The organism is Nioella aestuarii (assembly GCF_050896395.1).
In the GTDB taxonomy this organism is placed as follows: Bacteria; Pseudomonadota; Alphaproteobacteria; order Rhodobacterales; family Rhodobacteraceae; genus Nioella; species Nioella aestuarii.
This window is the reverse complement of record NZ_JBPBBA010000007.1, coordinates 86363-105230: the sequence shown is the minus strand read 5'-3', so window position 1 is coordinate 105230 and position 18868 is coordinate 86363. Positions and strand designations below refer to the sequence as shown.

The following is an 18868-nucleotide window of genomic DNA, read 5'->3' as shown; positions in this document are numbered from 1 at the left end:
CGAAACCGCGCGGGACCTAGAACAAGAACTCCCAGACCGCGACGGACACGAAGGCAAGCAACACACCCCCCGCCAGATATCCCAGCCGTTCCCCCACGCGCGACCGGCGCGGCGGCGGCAACGTGTTGGCGCGGGCCAGCAACGCGTCCTGCGCCATCTGCGGCAGGCGCGGGCCAAACCGGGACAGCACCATCGCCGTGCGCACAAGGTCCCGCACCATCGCCTTGGGGCCGATATTTTCGGTGATGTATTGTTCCACCACCGGGCGCGCCGTGCTCCAGATATTGATGTTTTCGTCCAATGACCGGGCGACGCCCTCAACCACCACCATGGTGCGTTGAAGCAAGATCAGCTCGGTCCGGGTTTCCATCCCGAATTGTTCCGTTACCTCAAAGAGGTAGGACAGCAGCCGTGCCATGGAAATCCGGCTGGCATCCATTCCGAAAATGGGTTCACCCACGCTGCGCAGCGCCTGCGCAAACTCGTCGATATCGCGGTCAGCAGGCACGTATCCCGCTTCGAAATGCACCTCGGCCACGCGGCGGTAATCGCGGCGGATAAAGCCCATCAGGATCTCGGCATAGACCCGGCGGGTATATTCATCCAGCCGCCCCATGATCCCGAAATCGAGAGCGACGATATCGCCATTGGGCGCGACCTTCAGGTTGCCCTGATGCATGTCGGCATGAAAGAACCCGTCACGCAACGCGTGGCGCAGGAACATCTGCAACACCCGCTCGGCCAGCGCCCTCCGTTCATGGCCGGCAGCGTCTATGGCGTCGATATCGCTGAAGGACACGCCCTCGGCCCAGTCCAGCATCATCACCCGGCGCGAACACAGGAACCAGTTGACCGCCGGAACGGTAAAGCCCTCATCCCCTTCGGTTCGGGCGGCAAATTCCCCGGCGGCAGAGCTTTCGATGCGCAGGTCCAGCTCCCGCATCACGACGCCCTCGAAATGCTCGATCACGTCCTGCGGCCGCAACCGGCGGGATGCAGGCGACAGCGTCTCGATCCAGCTGGCCATCAGGTAGAAAGCGTCAATGTCCTTGCGAAAGGCGCGTTCGATGCCGGGGCGCAGCACCTTTACAGCCACCTCCTGACCGGTGTCACGCAGCCGCGCCCGATGCACTTGCGCGATCGAGGCCGCGGCAACCGGTTCGGAAAACTCGGTGAACAGCTCCTCGACTGAAATCTCAAGCTCATGCGCGATGGTGCGCTTGGCAATGGCGCTGTCAAAGGGCGGCAGCTTGTCCTGCAACACCCGCAATTCCCGCGCCAGATCGGGGCCCACCACGTCGGGGCGGGTGGAAAGGATCTGGCCGAACTTGATATAGGCCGGGCCAAGCGCCGTAAGCGCGCGCACCAAGGGCGGCAGGCTGGTGTCGCCTTTCAGCCCCAGCCATTTGAACGGCCAGGCCAGAATGCGCAAACCCAAACGCACGCTGCGCGGGGCCTCGAAGGCCTCTAGCGCTTCGGCCATGGCGCCCGTGCGCTCGAACGTGGCGCCGGTGCGGACCAGCCGCCAGATGTTGTGGGGGCCGCGCATCTCAGATCTTCCAGCCGGAATGAAGCGCCGCGATGCCCATGGACAGGTTGCGGTACTTGACCATGTCGAAGCCTGCCTCGCGGATCATGCTGGCGAAGATTTCCTGATCGGGGAACTTGCGGATACTTTCCACCAAATACTGATAGCTGTCGGCATCGTTCGCAATCAGCTTGCCCATCTTAGGGATCACGTTGAAGGAATAGAGGTCATAAAGCTTCTGCATCCCCTCGTTCGGCAGCTGGCTGAATTCCAGCACCATCAACCGCCCGCCGGGTTTCAGCACCCGGTATGCCTCTGACAGTGCATCGGCAATCCGGGTCACGTTCCGGATGCCAAAACTGATCGTGTAGACATCAAAGCTGTTATCCTCGAAGGGCAGCGCCATGGCATCGCCAACGATCCAGTCCAGCTTTTCCGCCATCTGCTCGGCTTCCGCCCGCTTCTGACCCTCGATAAGCATCGATTCGGTCATGTCCAGAACCGTGGCATGTGCCCCCGGCGCGCGCTTGAGGAACCGGAAGGAAATATCGCCCGTGCCACCAGCCACATCGAGCAGCTTCACCCCGTCGCGCGGTGCCAGCCAATCCATCATCGCGTCTTTCCAGACCCGGTGGATGCCGACCGACATCACGTCATTCATCACGTCATATTTCGAGGCGACATTGGTAAAGACCCCATGGACCTTCCCGGCCTTCTCGTCCTCGGCCACGGTCTGAAAGCCGAAATGCGTCGTGCGTCCGGTGTCGTCGCTCATCTTTCATCCTTTCCGGGGGCCTTGCCCTCGCCAGAAACTCTCCCTTCTTATAGGGCTTGTCGGTGGCGTTACAATGCGCCGCCCCTCAAGGAAAGGCCCGCCATGCCCGAACTGCCCGAAGTCGAGACAGTCCGTCGCGGGCTGGCCCCCGTGATGGAGGGGGAACGCATCAGAAAAGCCGATATCCGCCGCCCCGACCTGCGATGGCCCTTCCCGCCCGATATGGCCGCGCGGCTGACCGGCGCGCGGGTGGATCGGCTGCGGCGGCGGTCGAAATACATCCTCGCAGACCTGGATACCGGTGAAACCCTGCTGATCCATCTGGGCATGTCGGGTCGGATGCTGGTCTCGGGCGCGCAGGGCCGCGATATGCCTGGCCAGTTCCACCACGACCACCCCGCGCCCGAGAAACACGATCATGTCGTTCTGGATATGGAGGGCGGCGCGCGGATCACCTTCAACGACCCCCGACGCTTCGGTGCGATGGACCTGATGGAAACGGCGCTGCAGGACACCCACCCGCTGCTGTCCGCGATCGGTCCCGAACCGTTCGGCAATGCCTTCGACGGACCTTACCTCGCGGCCCGGCTGAAAGACCGCAAAATGCCGATCAAATCGGCCCTTCTGGATCAGCGAATCGTAGCGGGCCTGGGCAACATCTACGTCTGCGAAGTGCTCTTCCGCGCACAGATTTCGCCCAAACGGCAGGCAGGCCGCATAGCAACGCAACGTTGCGAGGCGCTGGTACCGATCATTCGTGATGTGCTGTCAGAGGCCATTGAGGCAGGCGGCTCCAGCTTGCGTGATCATCGCCAGACCGACGGCGAACTGGGCTATTTTCAACATAATTTTCAGGTCTATGGCCGCGAAGGCGCCCCTTGCGCCACCCCCGGCTGTTCGGCAACCATCCGCCGGATCGTGCAGTCAGGGCGATCCAGCTTCTACTGCCCTTCCTGTCAAAGATAGCTTGAACCGCGCGACGGGGCTGATAACCCTTCGCATCCGAGGGACAACAATACCGGGACGGACCGAATGGCCTACGAGACCCTGATCGTCGAGATCGAAGACCATATCTGCCTTATCAAACTGAACCGGCCTGACGCGCTGAATGCGCTGAACACCAAGCTTCTGGCCGAGCTCTGCGATGCGCTGGAAAGCGCCGACGTGAACGACAAGGTGCGCTGCGTGGTCATCACGGGGTCGGAAAAAGCCTTCGCCGCCGGGGCAGACATCAAGGAGATGTCGGAGAAAAGCTATACCGAGGTCTTCACAGAAGATCTCTTCGCCGATGCATCCGACCGGATGATCCGCATCCGCAAGCCGATCATTGCCGCCGTGTCCGGCTATGCGCTTGGTGGCGGTTGCGAACTGGCGATGGCCTGCGATTTCATCATTGCCAGCGACACTGCCAAGTTCGGCCAGCCCGAGATCAACCTTGGCGTCATCGCCGGCATGGGCGGCAGTCAGCGCCTGACCCGCTTTGTCGGCAAGTCGAAAGCCATGGATATGAACCTGACCGGCCGGTTCATGGATGCGGAAGAAGCCGAACGTTCTGGCCTTGTCAGCCGCGTTGTCCCAGCCAAGAAGCTGATGGACGAAGCCATGGGCGCCGCAGCCAAGATCGCGGAGAAATCGCTGATCTCGTCTATGGCCGCGAAAGAGGCGGTGAACCGCAGCTATGAAACCACGCTGGCCGAAGGGCTGAAATTCGAACGTCGTCTGTTCCACTCGATGTTCGCCAGCGAAGATCAGAAGGAAGGCATGGCCGCCTTCCTCGAAAAGCGCGAAGCCCAGTTCCGCGACCGCTGATCCCTGTTATCCCCGCGCAAGCGGGGGCCTACCCAAGTGTCAATTGCGCCGTCCGGGACAACTTATGCGTGTTTTCGCGGCAAAATCACATTGTGTCATAGGCGAACCCCCATTCCTCGTGTAAGGGGCAAGGGACACAGACAAGAAAATGCAGGCATATGTCCGATCACACTGAACGAACCGGGCATCAGCCTGAACAGCGCGCGGCACGGGACTGGATCAAGATCCTCGCGAAATATCGGGAACCGAACGCGGTACGCAGCTCGTATGAGCTGGCCATCACGATCGGTCCTTTCCTGTTACTTTGGGTGCTGGCCTGGTGGTCGCTCTCCATCAGCTACTGGCTGACCCTTGCGATCTCTTCGGTCAACGCGGCCTTCCTGCTGCGGCTTTTCTGCATCCAGCATGATTGCGGCCACGGCGCGTTTTTCAACAACCGCACGGTCAGCGACTGGCTTGGCCGGGTTCTGGGTGTGCTGACGCTGACACCCTATGACGTGTGGCGGCGCACCCATTCGATCCATCACAGCAATTCCGGCAATCTGGGTCGGCGCGGCATCGGCGATGTTCATACGATGACCGTTGCGGAATATCGCGCGCTGTCGCCCATGGGTCGTCTGATGTACCGGCTCTACCGCAACCCGGTGGTGCTGTTCGGCCTTGGGCCGGGCTATCTGTTCTTCCTGCAAAATCGCCTGCCGCTTGGCCTGATGGCCAGTGCCAAATACTGGATCAGCGCCATGGGCACCAATGCAGCGATTCTGATCGGTCTGGGGCTGATGCTCTATTTTGGCGGGGTGATGCCCATTCTGCTGATCTTCCTGCCCTCGACCCTGCTGGCGGCAACTGCTGGCATGTGGCTGTTCTACGTCCAGCACCAGTTCGAAACGACCCAATGGGACGCCGAGGAAAACTGGCAGGTGCACGACGCTGCCCTGAACGGAAGCTCTCATTACGTGATGCCCGCCGTTCTGCAATGGCTCAGTGCCAATATCGGCATTCACCACGTTCATCACCTATACAGCCGCATTCCGTTCTATCGGCTACCCGAGGTGCTTCGCGATCATGCGGAACTGGCGGGGCGAAATCGCATGACGATCCGCGAAAGTCTGGCCAATGCAAGGCTGCACCTTTGGGATGAGCAAAGCCGTCGCTTGCTGTCCTTCGCACAGGCCCGCGCCCGCTAACACCGCCTTGTGACACGCCGCTTCCGTATGTACGGGTGGGTGCGCAGGGGGTGCAGGCCCGGCTTACGGATGGCACCCCCCAGTTTTTCAGGGGTTTCAGCGCATCAAGCGACCGAACCGTTGCAGCGGGTCCACTCCCGCCAGACGGGCCATATGCCAACCCATAACCTGGTTCGAAGACAGCACCGGCAGGCCCGTCGCGGTCTCGATCCGGTCGATCACATCTAACGTGCGCAGATTGGTGCAGGACAGGAACAGCGCGTCGAAATCGCCTTGTTTCGCAAGGGTTTCCGCAGCATCCGCGATGGAGTCTGGCGCGATCCGCGCAGCAAATTCCTCGCGTTCTTCGTTGAATGTGCCCAAAAGCGCCACCTCGATCCCGGCCCGGCCCAGCGCCGAAATGAGCGAGCTGTTGACCTCTGCCACGTAAGGCGACAGCACCGCTAGGCGTTGAATTCCCAGGTGTTGGCAGGCTGTGATCAGCCCCGTCAATGGATCGGTTACTGCTTTCGTTTCACAGCCTTTTTTGACCATATCCGCAACCACATCCGCACCGATGACTGAGGTGCCGGATGTGCAGCCGTAGCCCACCACATCGAACCGGGTAGGCGCTGGAAACAGGGATGCCGCGCCAGTCAGATTGCCCTCCATCTCGGCCAGCGTGTCATTGGTCACCTCGGTCCCGCTCGGCACACGGGTGACATAGTAAGCCACGCCATCCAAAGGGAAGATCCGCCGCATGTCATGTTCGATAGTCTCATCGGACTGCAAGGTAACCAGTCCGATTGTGGCTTGGGTTCCAAGCTGCGGGGCGAGGTCATAGGTGAACTGCATCACAGGATCCTCAGATCAGGGGCCGCAAAGGGTGAAAGCCGCTCTGGCCCGGTGTCCCGAACGACAATATTCTCTTCATGAACAAGGATTTGCCCATCCGCTATCTCTACCCCCGGTTCCAGCGTCAGCACCATTCCGGGCTGCAGAACCGTATGGTCATCAGGGATGAGTGAGGGCCATTCCGTCAGCTGCATCCCCAGCCCGTGACCATATCGTCCTGCCTCCGACCCGCCCGCGCCTCCGGTCAGAATTCGGTCCATCGCGTGGAACAGCTCCGCCGCAGTCGCACCGGGGCGCGCGATTTCCATTGCGCAATCAACGGCTTCGATCAGCTTCCGGTGCCCTTCAAGACAACGTGCATCCACTGCACCGATCCCGAAATTCCGGTCATAGTCGCAGAAATACCCGTCCCAGACCATTCCGGTATCCAGCATCAAGACATCCCCCGCCGCCAGCGGCGCATCGGATGCAGGCGAGATCACGTCATCATACCCCAATGGCCCCGCGCCACCGGCAAGATAGGGCACCCAATCCGCCCCTTCCTCCAGACACAGCATCTGGAACCGGCGGAAGACCTGCGACAGCGGCACGCCCGGCGCAGCGATTTCCCCCACCCGATCAAAGGCGCGGCCCGCGATGGCGCAGGCGGTGCGGATCTTGTCAATCTCAGCTTCGGACTTGACCAGTCTAAGCGACCGCATAATCCCCTGATCAGAAACGAAATTCATCGAAGTTCCAAGCCAGTCATAATCCGCGAGCGGCATCCGCAAATGGGTTTCATGACCCATCGGCACACCGACCGGACCGTCACCCGCGACCTCGCGCAGCGTATCCGCCAGAAGGGTCACACCGTCATCGTGCAAATCGGGCGCGCGCCATGTGCGGATGTCATCGACCCATGTGCGCGCCATAACCGGGGCACCGATGGCCGGGATCACTGCAATCGGCTTGCCGCTGGCGGGCAGCACCACGAACCAGGGCCGAGTCGGGCTTTCCCAGAAGCGGGTGATGTAGCCGGTGAAATAGCGAACCTCCGGCTCAGTGGTCAGCAACAGCGCCGCAAGACCATGGTCCGCCATCAAACCTTGCGCACGGGCGACGCGGGCTGCGAACTCGGCCTCGGGGAAACCGCGTGTCATGCGGGCCCCTCCGACAGGAAGCACAGCACGCAGGAGTTTGGTCCAAGGCCGAACGCGCCCGGACCCGCAGCCAACAGCGCCGCAACCCCTGCCACGCCGGATTCAGACCCTTCCAGCCCCTCCGCCGCCATCGGGGCCAGCGCATCGGCGGCCTCTTCTTCGGTAATCAGTACAAAATCATCCGCATCCCGCGACAGGCCCGTCAGCGCGATCAGCGACGCTTCCTTGCAGTCGAGCCGCCCCATGGCCGAGACCGGACCGGAGGTTGCTACAAAGCCACCCGCCTTGATCGATTCGTAGATCGCGGGGGCGGCGTCCGGTTCCACAACCACAACACGGGGGGAATCGCCCAAACGCTTGCGCACCAGAGCAGCGACCGCGCCCGCAAGTCCGCCGACGCCTGCCTGGAGAAAGACATGTGTGGGTGGTTCGGGGCAATCGTCCAATGCTTCGGCGGCCATCTGAAGATAGCCTTCCATCAGCCGGTGCGGGCGGTCCATGTAACCTGGCCAGGAACTGTCGGACAGCAAGATATAGTCATTTACCCGAGCGGATTCGGCAGCCAACGCCATGCTGGCCTCGTATTCCGCACCAGCGCGCACAACCTCTGCCCCCTTTTCCCGCAACCGTTCGGCAAAGCTTTCCGGGACAGTTTCAGCGATATGAACGATCGCCTTCGCCCCGAAAACACGGGCGCCTGCCGCTACCGACATGCCGTGATTGCCCGCACTGGCGGTGACATAAGTCCGCCCCGCCAATGCTTTGGACAGATCCTCTGCCCCCGTTGCCACAGCATCGCAGGCAATGACGTAGGCCGCGCCAAGCGCCTTGAAGCTGCCAAGCCCCATCCGACCCCGCTCATCCTTGACCCATAGTGCAGCAACCCCGGCACGATCCGCCAATGCCGGTGCAGACGCGAGCGGCGTGACCGCATGGGCCGGGCATCGCGCCAACAATCTGGCCACAGCCTCGGCATCGGTCGAGGGCGCAGGCGCGTCGGACAGGTTGGACAGGCCCTGTCCTCGGAACGGATTGGAAAGATGCTGCACGGTTTCCCCTCGGTTGATATGTTAAGACCAGACTAGCGGCCTTGACCGCATTAGGTCTTCCCTTTCCGACACGATTGGCCTAATAGCGCCGCCAGACATGCGCGTGAGGCCCGCTTTGGCCGGAGTCGACCGGTTTCGAACCCTTGGTCGTGGGCCTTCAGCGCTAAAAGTTAGACATTGAACCCACGAAGGGAACCGAGACATGGCAAATTCGCCTCAAGCCAAGAAACGCGCTCGTCAGAACGAGCGTCGCGCAGCCATCAACAAAGCCCGCCGTTCGCGCATTCGCACCTACCTGCGGAAAGCCGAAGAGGCCATCGCGTCCGGCGATCAGGAGGCCGCAAAGGCCGCCCTGCGCGACGTTCAGCCCGAGCTGATGCGTGGCGTTACAAAAGGCGTTCTGCATAAGAACACTGTTGCCCGCAAAATGTCTCGTCTGTCCGCACGTGTGAAAGCACTCGGCGCCTGAGGCAAGGCGGCAACACCTTGAAAACAAGGCGTCCCTAGGGGGCGCCTTTTTTTGTTCCTCGAATTTTCCTTGTTCTCAGCGCCCTTAGATCGGGCCCGCGGGATTCGTTTTCAGATAGGTCAGAGTCAAGCGCGAAGTTTCGTTGCGGGGGCCGCTAGAGTCCCGCTAGCTTGGGTCTTAGCGATTCACATAGTCTGGGGGGACATCGGGCGCGGATAGGCTGAGGGGCAACTCTCTTTGGGGACGAATTGACCCTATCACCGCGCCTGAGACCTGACGATCTGGTGCAGTTGGTTCTGTACCACGATTGCAGGGTGCGTCAGTGGCCTGGAGGAGCAAATCCGACACCAATGCGCACGTCCGGAGACCTCCAACCTGGGAATATTCGCACGAATCACCACACGGCCGTCAGAGCCGGGTGATCTCGCGGGTTTGCCGAGTTGAAGGTGTCTGATCGGCCGGTTTCGGTCATCTCCCTTCCGTGCGCATGGCGGGGCAAGGTGCGGTTTCCGCATCAGTCATGCGCAGGGTGACATAGGCTTATCGAGGATCGTGAAGGCAAAGGGTTAGGGCGGCAAACGGATCGCCCGCACAGGTCCGCAAAAGGACCGTGTTCTAAGAATGAAGGGAACAGGATGACACACGACGAATGGGGACACGTTCGGGGCGAACTGCTGAAGTCAGTGGGAAAGAACAACTTCTCGGCTTGGATCGAGCCGATCGCATTTGACGGAATCGAAGATCGCACTGCGCAGCTTGTCGTTCCGACCAGCTTCATCGGCACCTGGGTGTCCCAGCATTTTGGGGACATGATTCTGCGGCACATGATGTCTGCGGGTGCCGAAGTGGACCGGATCGAGTTTTCCGTTGACGCGCAAGGCAAGGTCCCTTCGGCTGAGCGGTCACAGACCCCGGCACGCGCCACCAACTCTGCCAAGGCTTCGTCCACGCCGCGTGCGGCTGCGCCTCGCTCAGCTGGTCATGACCTGCCCGATTCTGCCCTTAACCCCAATTTCACCTTCTCCGATTTCGTCGTCGGCAAGCCCAATGAGCTGGCCCATGCCGCCGCCCGTCGCGTGGCCGAGGGCGGACCGGTCTCGTTCAACCCCCTCTTCCTCTATGGCGGGGTCGGCCTTGGTAAGACGCACCTGATGCACGCCATCGCGTGGGAGTTGCGCAACAACAAACCCGATCTCAAGGTCATCTACCTTTCGGCGGAACAGTTCATGTACCGCTTCATCCGCGCGCTGCGCGATCAGGACACGCTGTCCTTCAAAGAGGTGTTTCGCTCGATCGACGTGCTTATGGTCGATGACGTGCAGTTCATTGCCGGCAAGAATTCGACGCAGGAAGAGTTCTTCCACACGTTCAATGCGCTGGTGGAACTGGGCAAGCAGATCATCATCTCGGGCGACCGCGCCCCGGTTGATATGGAAGAACTCGACAACCGCATCGCCTCACGGCTTCAGTGCGGCCTTGTCGTCGACCTGCACCCCACGGACTACGAGCTGCGGCTTGGGATCCTTCAGCAAAAGGTCGAAGCGCAGCGAGAGCGCACCCCCGATCTCAAGATCGCAGCCGGTGTGCTGGAATTCATCGCGCACCGCATCTCGTCCAATGTCCGCGTTCTGGAAGGTGCGTTGACACGGCTCTTCGCTTTTGCCGATCTCATCGGTTGTGAAATCACCATGGACCTGACGCAGGAATGCCTTTCCGACATCCTGCGCGCCTCTGACCGCAAGGTCACTATGGACGAAATCATCAAGAAGACCTGCGAACATTACCACCTGCGCCAGTCCGATCTGATGAGCCCGAGCCGCGCCCGCAACATCGCGCGGCCGCGTCAGATGGCGATGTATCTGTGCAAGAAACTGACCACCCGCAGCTTGCCCGAAATCGGGCGCAAGTTCGGGGGGCGCGATCACACCACGATCCTGCACGGAGTACGCAAGATCGAGGAGCTGATCTCGATCGACAGCCAGATTGCAGAAGACGCGGAATTGCTGCGGCGGATGCTGGAGGCATGATCTTCCCTTCTTCTTGGTGAAAATACTCCGGGGGGTGCGGGGGGGCAGAGCCCCCCGCGGGTCGTCGCCGTAAGGCGGCGAAACCCTTAAGTTCCCGCGCCGCGCCGCTCTTTATCGGTTTTTTTCCCCACGCCCCATTGACCTTGGCCCGGCATTAGGGACACTCGAAAAAACACTTGTGCTTGCGGGCAGACAGGCTACCCTCGCCGCCCCGCATACCGTCGGAGCCAGGGACATGAAAATCAGTATCGAACGCGCGGCACTGCTTAAGGCCGTATCGCAGGCTCAATCCGTTGTGGAACGCCGCAACACTATCCCGATCCTGGCCAATGTGCTGATCGAAGCGGAAGGCGACACCGCAAGTTTCCGCGCGACGGACCTCGATATCGAGGTGGTGGACAAGACCAATGCCGTGGTCGAGCGCCCCGGTGCGACGACCGTTTCCGCCGTGACCCTGCATGAGATTGTGCGCAAGCTGCCCGACGGGGCCCTTGTACAGCTCTCCGACGACGGCACATCCGGCCGATTGGAAGTGAACGCAGGCCGCTCCTCCTTCCAGCTGGCGACGCTGCCGCGCGAAGACTTCCCCGTCATGACCTCTTCGGAATACAGCGCAAATTTCTCGGCCAAGGCGCCCGATCTGCGCAGGCTTTTCGACAAGTCCAAGTTCGCGATCTCGACAGAGGAAACGCGCTATTACCTCAACGGTGTCTACATGCATGTGGCCCAGGGCGAAGATGGCCCGGCATTGCGTTGCGTGGCGACCGACGGCCACAGATTGGCGCGCGTGGACATGCCACTGCCCAGTGGTGCCGACGGAATGCCCGGCGTGATCGTGCCCCGCAAAACGGTGGGTGAACTGCGCAAGCTTCTGGACGATGACGAGATGACGATTGCCGTTTCAGTGTCGGAAACCAAGGTGCGGTTTGCCACCCCCGATATCACCCTGACCTCCAAGGTCATTGACGGCACCTTCCCCGACTACACGCGCGTGATCCCGATGGGCAACACCCGCCGGATGGAAGTGGACGCCAGCGAATTCGCCAAAGCAGTGGATCGTGTGGCAACCGTGTCATCCGAACGGTCGCGCGCGGTGAAGCTGTCGCTGGACGAAGACCGGCTGATCCTGTCCGTGAATGCGCCCGATAGCGGTGCGGCAGAGGAAGAACTTGCCGTGGCCTATGGCGACGAGAAGCTGGAGATCGGGTTCAACGCGAAATACCTGCTGGAGATTGCCAGCCAGGTGGACCGAGAAAACGCGGTGTTCCTGTTCAACTCCTCCGGCGACCCAACCCTTATGCGGGAAGGCAATGACACAAGCGCCGTGTATGTCGTGATGCCGATGCGGGTGTAACTGCGGTTGCCTCCGGCGGCAGTAATTGACCCAAGAAGAAGGAGAGGCGCATGGCGGGCACTTATGTGCGGGCGCTGAGCCTCTCGCATTTCCGATCGCACAGGCGGGCGGCGATGGAGCTTGATGGGCGCCCGGTCGCGCTCTTCGGGCCCAATGGTGCGGGCAAGACGAATATTCTTGAGGCCGTATCCCTTCTGTCGCCCGGGCGCGGATTGCGCCGAGCAGCGGCTGAGGAAATAGCGCGCAGGCCCGAAGCGCTTGGTTGGAAGATCAAGGCCGAGCTGATCACCGGTGGCCGGTTTCATGAGCTTGAGATGGGGGCCGAGGCGGGGCAGTCCCGCAGCTTGCGCATCGACGGCAAACCCGAGCCGCAGCTTGCGCTGGCGGGGCTTGCGCGGATCGTCTGGCTGATCCCGGCACAGGACCGCCTGTGGATCGAAGGGGCCGAGGGGCGGCGACGGTTTCTCGACCGGATGACCATGAGTTTTTTTCCGGATCACGGCGAAGCGGTCCTGACGCACGAAAAAGCCATGCGCGAACGCAACCGGTTGCTGAAGGATATGGTGCGCGACGCCATGTGGTACGAGGCGATTGAGGCGCAGATGGCCGAAGCGGCGGCGCGCATTGTCAGGCACCGCGTGGACGCGATTGCGCGGCTTGCAGCGGCGCAGGATGGGGCAGAGACCGCCTTTCCGGTGGCCGAGCTGTCCCTGATTGAAAGCGCGGGCAGCGAGGGGCTGACAACCGCAGATGATTTTGCCACTGCGCATATGCAGTCCCGCCCACGCGACTTGGCGGCAGGACGCAGCCTGATCGGCCCGCATCGCAGCGACCTTGGCGCAATCTATGCGGTGAAAGAGACCGAAGCGCGGCTTTGTTCCACCGGCGAACAGAAGGCGCTTCTGATCTCGTTGATCCTTGCCAATGCCCGCGCGCTGAAGGCCGGAACCGGAACCGCACCCTTGGTGCTGTTGGATGAGGTCGCGGCACATCTGGACGCGGGCCGCCGGGCATCGCTGTTCGACGAGATCTGCGCCCTTGGCGGGCAGGCCTGGATGACCGGCACGGGGCCGGAGTTATTTGCCGAACTGGGCGACCGGGCGCAGGCGTTCGAGATTACGGAAACGGACGGGCAATCCGCTGTCCGTGAATCGAAGAGGTCTACATGACACCGCAACGCATCACCCTTGTCACCCTCGGCGTCGCTGACATGGCCCGGTCGCGCGCTTTCTACGCGGCCCTTGGCTGGCAGATGCATCCCGAGAGCCAGGACGCGGTGACCTTCTATCAGGCCAATGGTTTCGTCTTCGGATTGTTCGGGATGGAGGCTTTGGCAAAGGATCAGGGGCGACCCAATGCGGCGCTAGGCACCGGGGCGGCAACACTAGCCCAGAACTTTGCGACCGAGGCAGAGGTTGATACCGCCTATGCAACGGCCCTGTCAGCGGGGGCAACGGCATTGAAAGCCCCGGAAAAGGTGTTTTGGGGCGGGTACTCGGGCTATTTCGCGGACCCTGACGGGCATGTATGGGAACTGGCGATGAACCCTTTCTGGCCGCTGAATGACGATGGCAGCCTGAGACTTCCCGATGCAAATTGAGGTGATCCCAGAACACGCGCTGTCCACGGCGACCGATGCCGCCATCGGGACGCTAATGGACACAGCGTTTGGGGCCGGGGCGCAGTATGAAGGGCGATCCTTTCACAAGATGCGCCATCATGTTCGTGTCGTTGGCTGGCAAGAGGGCCAAGTGATCGGCCATGTTGGCGTGCAATTGCGCGCAATTCGGGCAGGCACCACGCCCCTCACCATCGCCGCGATCGGCGAGGTGGCGGTGCACCCCAACCATCAGGGAAACGGGATGGGCAGCGCCCTGATGCGGCAGGCGATCGAGACCGCCAAAGACACCGTCTCAAGTTTTGCCATGCTCTTTGGCCATCCCGGTCTCTATGCACCGCTTGGCTTTCGCAACCAGCCCAATCGGTTGACTTATGTCTCATGGAAAAACCACGCGCCCTGCGATGTTGTTACCGGTACAATCGAAAGCTTGATGGTGTTGCCGCTCGGATCTACGCAATGGGATGAAACCGCTGAGATCGACCTCTGCGGCCCCTTGTTCTAAGAGGCACCCATGACGCTGACCTTCGCGCAAGCCGCGCTTTATGCCGGGGCGCTTTTCGTGCTGTTCCTGACACCCGGCCCGGTCTGGCTGGCGCTGGCTGCGCGCACGCTGGCGCATGGGGTGACGGCGGCTGTGCCCTTGATCCTGGGCGTCGCGCTAGGTGATGTGGCGTGGAGCCTGCTGGCCATCCTGGGCCTTAGCTGGGTCGTGCAAACCTATACCGGCATCATGGTGGCCCTGCGTTGGCTGGCGGTTGCTGTATTTGCGCTGATGGGGCTGTTGATCATTCGCCACGCGGATCGGGGTATCGAAGCTGACAGCCGCCTGAATCGCAAAGGGGCGTGGGCCGGCTTCGTGGCCGGGCTTGCCGCGATTCTCGCCAATCCCAAGGCGGTTTTGTTTTACATGGGGATGCTACCGGGCTTTTTCGATCTGACCGCCCTAACAAGCTCCGATATCGTGGTGATTGCCGCCATTTCCATGGGAGTACCTGTGGCGGGCAACCTGATGTTTGCCAGTTTCGTGGACCGGGCGCGGCGGCTGATCACGTCGCCTGGCGCGCTGGCGACCACCAACCGGATTGCGGGTAGCCTGCTGATCGGGGTGGCGGTAATTATTGCCCTGACCTAGCCCAATGCCAACACCCATGCGGTGGCAGCAAACGCGATACCCCAGTAGGGCAGCAACGTTGCCCGGAAATAGCTTGCGGATGTTCCCAAACCGCCAAGCAATGCCAGCCCCGCCGCAACGTTCACCCAAAGATGAAAGAGGATCGCCGGTGCAAGCGAGGGGCTAAGATGGGTCATGGCCCCCAAGATTACAGCATAGGCCATCACATGTGCCCCAAAGAGGGGAATTGGGATTTCCGACTGAGGGGAATCCACCAGCCACAGCGGCAGATGCCAGGCAAACCAGATTGCGCCAACCACCAGTGATCCTGCGACCCACCCCACCTGATCGGCAAGTTCGGGCTGCAAGACACCGCGCCAACCAAGTTCTTCTCCAAGAGGACCAAGAACAAGGTTCAGCAGCACCAGTTTGGCGATAACGCCATTCGTCAGAACATGGGCCTGCGGGATACCGCCATGGCGATGAACAACCAGGGCGAGGGCAGCAACCGGAGAGAACGCCATGGCCCAGACAGGGGCAGGCACGCCTGAGAGCATAACCACACGCGCCAGCAAGTCAGCCAATTCACCGGACCGAGCGGTAAGGACAATAGCAGCCAATGACGGCCCCCAGACGGCCAGCAGCCAGACGGGAAGCCCGCGCGGAGACTCTGGCGTTTGTGCGCCGGGGATCTTGTAGATGCCTGCAAAGGCAATAAGCGAGATCAGGAAAGTGAGCGCAAGAAAGGGGGCAGCGACGCTCAATCCCCATCCTCCAGTGCGTCCAGAGCCGGGGCGAAAAGGCCGGGGCGATGCAACATGGCCTCGCACCCCAAGAGGGCACTTCGTGTGAAGGAAAGAGCCTCGCCCCTCGTCCATGCGCCGGTTAAAACCTGTCGGGTGATCCGATGATTGACTGCCAAAAAGATTTGCGCCGCATGGGGTGCTGGCATTGGCAAATCACCGCCCCGTTGCAGGGCCTCTTCGATGAGGGGGGCAAGGTGGCTGTCCTGCGCGCGTTCAAGATAGCCAAGATATAGCGTGACATCTTCTGGCACCGACAGGCTGGCCTCTACTCCCGGCGGAGCGGTCCGGTAGCCAGAACCGATCCGCAGAAGGGCCAGCAGATCGGGGCCCGCAGCCTTGGCCAGCGCGCTTTGCTCCTGGTCGACCAGTGCTTGAAGAACCGCCGCCTTGGACCCGAAGTGGTGATAGAATCCGCCGCGTGAGAGACCCGTTGCGGCCCGGATATGCTCGATCTGAACCTCTGCATAGCCATGCCTTTGAAACAGCCCGAGGGCTGCAACAAGAATATCCCCAGCCCTGTCCTGGGCAGTTTTCCTGACCCGCATGATTACCTCAGTGATTCTACCGACATATGTCGGTATATATCATTCACTGCTTTCCCACAACTTGTCGCTCGCCCCCTAAATATTGTGTCAGACCCGTGACATTCCCCACCGTGGCACGTATAAGAAGTAGACAAGAAAAACAGGGGTCATCCATGGCCGAAAACGCGCAGGCACCCACCGAATACGGTGCGGATTCCATCAAGGTTCTCAAAGGGTTGGAGGCCGTCCGAAAACGCCCCGGTATGTATATCGGGGATACGGACGACGGTTCCGGTCTACACCACATGGTGTATGAAGTCGTGGACAACGGCATTGACGAGGCTTTGGCCGGTCATGCTGATGCCGTTACGGTCACGATTCACGCGGATAGTTCCGTGTCGGTCCGCGACAACGGGCGCGGCATTCCCGTGGGTATCCACGAGGAAGAAGGCGTCAGCGCGGCAGAGGTCATCATGACCCAGCTTCATGCTGGCGGTAAGTTCGACGACAACGCCTACAAGGTCTCGGGCGGCCTGCACGGTGTGGGCGTTTCCGTTGTGAACGCGCTGTCAGACTGGCTCGATTTGCGGATCTGGCGCGATGGCAAGGAACATCACGCCCGGTTTGAACGCGGCGACACCGTAAAACATCTGGAAGTCGTCGGCGACGCGAATGGCGAAAAGGGCACCGAGGTGCGCTTCATGGCCTCGACCAGCACGTTTTCGAACCTCGAATATGTCTTCAAGACGCTCGAAAATCGCCTGCGGGAACTCGCGTTCCTGAACTCCGGGGTGCGCATCATTCTGCAAGATATGCGCCCGGCGGAACCCCTGCGGTCGGAACTTTTCTACGAAGGTGGCGTCAAGGAATTCGTCCGTTACCTGGACAGATCCAAGCATTCCGCGATGGAAGAACCAATTTTCATTACCGGCACTCGCGACGATATCGAAATCGAGGCGGCGCTGTGGTGGAATGACAGCTATCACGAAACGGTTCTGCCCTTTACCAACAACATCCCGCAGCGCGATGGCGGCACCCATCTTGCGGGCTTCCGGGGCGCGCTGACGCGGACGATCAACCTTTATGCCAACTCGACCGGCATCGCTAAGAAAGAGAAGGTCAACTTCACCGGCGACGACGCGCGCGAGGGACTGACCTGTGTGCTGTCCGTGAAGGTGCCCGACCCCAAGTTCAGCAGCCAGACCAAGGACAAGCTGGTCTCGTCAGAGGTTCGGCCCGCCGTTGAAGGCTTGATGAATGAAAAGCTTCAGGAATGGTTCGAAGAACATCCCAACGAAGCCAAAACCATCGTCAGCAAGATCATCGAGGCCGCACTGGCGCGTGAAGCCGCCCGCAAAGCCCGCGAGCTGACCCGGCGCAAGACGGCAATGGATGTGGCGTCACTGCCCGGCAAGCTGGCCGATTGTCAGGAAAAGGATCCCGCAAAGTCCGAAATCTTCCTGGTCGAGGGCGACAGCGCTGGCGGGTCGGCCAAGCAGGGCCGGTCACGCCACAATCAGGCCGTTCTGCCCCTGCGCGGCAAGATCCTGAACGTGGAGCGCGCGCGGTTTGACCGGATGCTTGGCAGCCAGGAAATTGGCACGCTGATTACCGCGCTTGGCACCGGCATTGGCCGGGACGAATTCAACATCGCCAAGCTGCGTTACCACAAGATCGTCATCATGACCGATGCCGATGTGGACGGCGCGCATATCCGCACGCTTCTGCTGACCTTCTTCTTCCGGCAGATGCCGGAAATCATCGAGGGCGGCTATCTCTACATCGCGCAACCGCCGCTTTACAAAGTCGCGCGGGGCCGGTCCGAAGTTTACCTCAAGGATCAGTCCGCGCTTGAGGACTACCTGATCCAGATGGGTATTGATGGCACCGTACTGCGCCTGAAATCGGGCGAAGAGATCGCCGGGCAGGATCTGGCCCGCGTGGTCGAAGGTGCGCGCAGCTTCAAGCGCGTGCTGGAGGCGTTTCCGACCCATTACCCTCGCCGCATTCTGGAACAGGCTGCCATTGCCGGGGCCTTCGATCCGGGCCGTGCCGATGCCGACCTTCAGCGCGTCGCCGATGACGTGGCCGCGCGGCTGGACAAGGTGGCGCTGGAATATGAACGCGGTTGGCAGGGCCGGATCACTCAGGATCACGGCATTCGCCTGTCCCGCGTCCTGCGCGGGGTCGAAGAGATCCGCACGCTTGACGGCGCTGTTCTTCGCTCGGGCGAGGCACGAAAGCTTTCCGAGGTTTCAAAGCAAACCCGCGACGTCTATCGCGACCCGGCCAACCTGTCCCGCAAGGACCGCGAAACCATTGTGCACGGGCCCATGGATCTGCTGGAGGCGATCCTGACCGAAGGCGAAAAGGGTCTGACGCTGCAACGCTACAAGGGCCTTGGCGAAATGAACCCCGATCAGCTGTGGGAAACAACCCTGGACCCCGAGGCGCGGACGCTGTTGCAGGTTAAGGTCGACGATATGGTCGAGGCCGATGATATCTTCACCAAGCTGATGGGCGACGTGGTGGAACCGCGCCGCGAATTCATCCAGCAAAACGCGCTGAGCGTGGAGAACCTCGATTTCTGATCCGGGTTCTCTGCCCCCCACATTCCCCGGCCTTGAATCGCCTT

18 protein-coding genes are annotated in these 18868 nt (G+C 61.2%); 11 read left to right on the top strand and 7 right to left on the bottom strand.

Annotated features, from left to right (window positions below; translation table 11 throughout):
- Positions 1-16 precede the first annotated feature (16 nt).
- Both ubiB and ubiE read right to left on the bottom strand, forming a co-directional pair.
- Positions 17-1549 carry a 2-polyprenylphenol 6-hydroxylase gene (gene ubiB, locus ACROHD_RS06840; RefSeq protein WP_432676653.1) on the bottom strand — a complete coding sequence of 511 codons (1533 nt, stop codon included), beginning with the start codon at positions 1547-1549 and terminating at the stop codon, positions 17-19.
- A gap of 1 nt (position 1550) precedes the next feature.
- The gene (gene ubiE / locus ACROHD_RS06835; protein WP_432676651.1) at positions 1551-2303 is read right to left on the bottom strand and encodes a bifunctional demethylmenaquinone methyltransferase/2-methoxy-6-polyprenyl-1,4-benzoquinol methylase UbiE; all 753 of its coding nucleotides are present in this window, start codon (positions 2301-2303) and stop codon (positions 1551-1553) included.
- A gap of 102 nt (positions 2304-2405) precedes the next feature.
- Here ubiE and mutM point away from each other — a divergent pair, with 102 nt between their 5' ends.
- From mutM to ACROHD_RS06820, 3 genes are all read left to right on the top strand, one after another.
- Positions 2406-3269 carry a bifunctional DNA-formamidopyrimidine glycosylase/DNA-(apurinic or apyrimidinic site) lyase gene (mutM, locus tag ACROHD_RS06830; protein WP_432676649.1) on the top strand — a complete coding sequence of 288 codons (864 nt, stop codon included), beginning with the start codon at positions 2406-2408 and terminating at the stop codon, positions 3267-3269.
- Between the two features lie 66 nt (positions 3270-3335).
- A complete protein-coding gene (acuK, locus tag ACROHD_RS06825) occupies positions 3336-4112 on the top strand; it encodes an acryloyl-CoA hydratase (RefSeq protein WP_432676647.1) in 777 nt (258 codons plus the stop codon).
- 158 nt (positions 4113-4270) lie between these two features.
- Entirely contained in the window at positions 4271-5299 is a 1029-nt protein-coding gene (locus ACROHD_RS06820; protein ID WP_432676646.1) for a fatty acid desaturase, read from the top strand.
- 96 nt (positions 5300-5395) lie between these two features.
- On the opposite strand, the gene ACROHD_RS06815 is transcribed toward ACROHD_RS06820, so the two are convergent.
- The 3 genes from ACROHD_RS06815 to ACROHD_RS06805 are packed head-to-tail and all read right to left on the bottom strand — an operon-like array spanning position 5396 to position 8321.
- Entirely contained in the window at positions 5396-6133 is a 738-nt protein-coding gene (locus ACROHD_RS06815; protein WP_432676645.1) for a maleate cis-trans isomerase family protein, read from the bottom strand.
- Positions 6133-7272 (bottom strand): M24 family metallopeptidase, encoded by a 1140-nt coding sequence (locus ACROHD_RS06810; RefSeq protein WP_432676644.1) that lies wholly within the window; start codon positions 7270-7272, stop codon positions 6133-6135. The genes ACROHD_RS06815 and ACROHD_RS06810 overlap by 1 nt, the downstream gene beginning before the upstream one ends.
- Positions 7269-8321 (bottom strand): pyridoxal-phosphate dependent enzyme, encoded by a 1053-nt coding sequence (locus ACROHD_RS06805; RefSeq protein ID WP_432676642.1) that lies wholly within the window; start codon positions 8319-8321, stop codon positions 7269-7271. Before ACROHD_RS06805 ends, ACROHD_RS06810 begins: the two co-directional genes overlap by 4 nt.
- Positions 8322-8523: 202 nt before the next feature.
- Here ACROHD_RS06805 and rpsT point away from each other — a divergent pair, with 202 nt between their 5' ends.
- The 7 genes from rpsT (at position 8524) to ACROHD_RS06770 (ending at position 14924) form a co-directional block, all read left to right on the top strand.
- The gene (gene rpsT / locus ACROHD_RS06800) at positions 8524-8790 is read left to right on the top strand and encodes a 30S ribosomal protein S20 (RefSeq protein WP_432676641.1); all 267 of its coding nucleotides are present in this window, start codon (positions 8524-8526) and stop codon (positions 8788-8790) included.
- A gap of 635 nt (positions 8791-9425) precedes the next feature.
- Positions 9426-10817, top strand: coding sequence for a chromosomal replication initiator protein DnaA (gene dnaA, locus ACROHD_RS06795; RefSeq protein ID WP_432676640.1), 1392 nt, complete (start codon positions 9426-9428; stop codon positions 10815-10817).
- Positions 10818-11052: 235 nt separating this feature from the next.
- The gene (gene dnaN / locus ACROHD_RS06790; RefSeq protein WP_432676638.1) at positions 11053-12171 is read left to right on the top strand and encodes a DNA polymerase III subunit beta; all 1119 of its coding nucleotides are present in this window, start codon (positions 11053-11055) and stop codon (positions 12169-12171) included.
- Positions 12172-12221: 50 nt separating this feature from the next.
- Positions 12222-13340 carry a DNA replication/repair protein RecF gene (gene recF / locus ACROHD_RS06785; protein ID WP_432676636.1) on the top strand — a complete coding sequence of 373 codons (1119 nt, stop codon included), beginning with the start codon at positions 12222-12224 and terminating at the stop codon, positions 13338-13340.
- A complete protein-coding gene (locus tag ACROHD_RS06780) occupies positions 13337-13771 on the top strand; it encodes a VOC family protein (protein WP_432676634.1) in 435 nt (144 codons plus the stop codon). The genes recF and ACROHD_RS06780 overlap by 4 nt, the downstream gene beginning before the upstream one ends.
- A complete protein-coding gene (locus tag ACROHD_RS06775; RefSeq protein WP_432676633.1) occupies positions 13761-14294 on the top strand; it encodes a GNAT family N-acetyltransferase in 534 nt (177 codons plus the stop codon). The genes ACROHD_RS06780 and ACROHD_RS06775 overlap by 11 nt, the downstream gene beginning before the upstream one ends.
- Before the next feature lie 9 nt (positions 14295-14303).
- Positions 14304-14924, top strand: coding sequence for a LysE family translocator (locus ACROHD_RS06770; protein ID WP_432676632.1), 621 nt, complete (start codon positions 14304-14306; stop codon positions 14922-14924).
- Here the strand turns inward: ACROHD_RS06770 and ACROHD_RS06765 are convergent.
- A complete protein-coding gene (locus ACROHD_RS06765) occupies positions 14921-15667 on the bottom strand; it encodes a CPBP family intramembrane glutamic endopeptidase (RefSeq protein ID WP_432676631.1) in 747 nt (248 codons plus the stop codon). The genes ACROHD_RS06770 and ACROHD_RS06765 overlap by 4 nt on opposite strands.
- Complete coding sequence (locus tag ACROHD_RS06760) at positions 15664-16254, bottom strand: TetR/AcrR family transcriptional regulator (protein ID WP_432676630.1); 591 nt, start codon at positions 16252-16254, stop codon at positions 15664-15666. Before ACROHD_RS06760 ends, ACROHD_RS06765 begins: the two co-directional genes overlap by 4 nt.
- Before the next feature lie 152 nt (positions 16255-16406).
- On the opposite strand from ACROHD_RS06760, the gene gyrB reads away from it, so the two are divergent.
- Positions 16407-18824 carry a DNA topoisomerase (ATP-hydrolyzing) subunit B gene (gyrB, locus tag ACROHD_RS06755; protein ID WP_432676629.1) on the top strand — a complete coding sequence of 806 codons (2418 nt, stop codon included), beginning with the start codon at positions 16407-16409 and terminating at the stop codon, positions 18822-18824.
- Positions 18825-18868: the final 44 nt, after the last annotated feature.

Bases quoted from the DNA above. Each gene is read 5' to 3' on its own strand.
- ubiB (WP_432676653.1), bottom strand. From the start codon at position 1,549: ATGCGCGGCCCCCACAACATCTGGCGGCTGGTCCGCACCGGCGCCACG.
- ubiE (WP_432676651.1), bottom strand. From the start codon at position 2,303: ATGAGCGACGACACCGGACGCACGACGCATTTCGGCTTTCAGACCGTG.
- mutM (WP_432676649.1), top strand. From the start codon at position 2,406: ATGCCCGAACTGCCCGAAGTCGAGACAGTCCGTCGCGGGCTGGCCCCC.
- acuK (WP_432676647.1), top strand. From the start codon at position 3,336: ATGGCCTACGAGACCCTGATCGTCGAGATCGAAGACCATATCTGCCTT.
- ACROHD_RS06820 (WP_432676646.1), top strand. From the start codon at position 4,271: ATGTCCGATCACACTGAACGAACCGGGCATCAGCCTGAACAGCGCGCG.
- ACROHD_RS06815 (WP_432676645.1), bottom strand. From the start codon at position 6,133: ATGCAGTTCACCTATGACCTCGCCCCGCAGCTTGGAACCCAAGCCACA.
- ACROHD_RS06810 (WP_432676644.1), bottom strand. From the start codon at position 7,272: ATGACACGCGGTTTCCCCGAGGCCGAGTTCGCAGCCCGCGTCGCCCGT.
- rpsT (WP_432676641.1), top strand. From the start codon at position 8,524: ATGGCAAATTCGCCTCAAGCCAAGAAACGCGCTCGTCAGAACGAGCGT.
- dnaA (WP_432676640.1), top strand. From the start codon at position 9,426: ATGACACACGACGAATGGGGACACGTTCGGGGCGAACTGCTGAAGTCA.
- dnaN (WP_432676638.1), top strand. From the start codon at position 11,053: ATGAAAATCAGTATCGAACGCGCGGCACTGCTTAAGGCCGTATCGCAG.
- recF (WP_432676636.1), top strand. From the start codon at position 12,222: ATGGCGGGCACTTATGTGCGGGCGCTGAGCCTCTCGCATTTCCGATCG.
- ACROHD_RS06780 (WP_432676634.1), top strand. From the start codon at position 13,337: ATGACACCGCAACGCATCACCCTTGTCACCCTCGGCGTCGCTGACATG.
- ACROHD_RS06775 (WP_432676633.1), top strand. From the start codon at position 13,761: ATGCAAATTGAGGTGATCCCAGAACACGCGCTGTCCACGGCGACCGAT.
- ACROHD_RS06770 (WP_432676632.1), top strand. From the start codon at position 14,304: ATGACGCTGACCTTCGCGCAAGCCGCGCTTTATGCCGGGGCGCTTTTC.
- ACROHD_RS06760 (WP_432676630.1), bottom strand. From the start codon at position 16,254: ATGCGGGTCAGGAAAACTGCCCAGGACAGGGCTGGGGATATTCTTGTT.
- gyrB (WP_432676629.1), top strand. From the start codon at position 16,407: ATGGCCGAAAACGCGCAGGCACCCACCGAATACGGTGCGGATTCCATC.